At 36.8% G+C, this 326-nt stretch carries 1 rRNA gene; it reads right to left on the bottom strand.

From position 1 onward, the window contains the following. Window positions 1-222: 222 nt before the first annotated feature. Window positions 223-326 (bottom strand): 5S ribosomal RNA (gene rrf, locus CF599_RS19405); the annotation flags it as partial.

Below are 326 nucleotides of genomic sequence, written 5' to 3' on the forward strand. Positions count from 1 at the left end.
CGATTTGCCTTACTCTCTTATTTGTATGCTGTCAATCCAATATGTTTATGAACGTATTCTTCTATTTCTTTTCACTTGTGTTTCAAAGCGAGTGCAAAAGTATAACTTTATTTTTAACTATCAAAATAAATCTGACTGTTTATGTAAAGTTTTTTACCTTTTCTTCAATAAAATGTGTTTAGATAAAAAATCCTCGCTAGATAATCTGCGAGGATCTCTAAAGAAAGGCGGCGACATACTCTCCCACTGGTTAGCAGTACCATCTGCGCTAGCGGGCTTAACTTCTCTGTTCGAAATGGATAGAGGTGAGCCCCGCTGCAATAACC

It is taken from the genome of Myroides sp. N17-2 (genome assembly GCF_002286775.1).
GTDB lineage: Bacteria > Bacteroidota > Bacteroidia > Flavobacteriales > Flavobacteriaceae > Flavobacterium.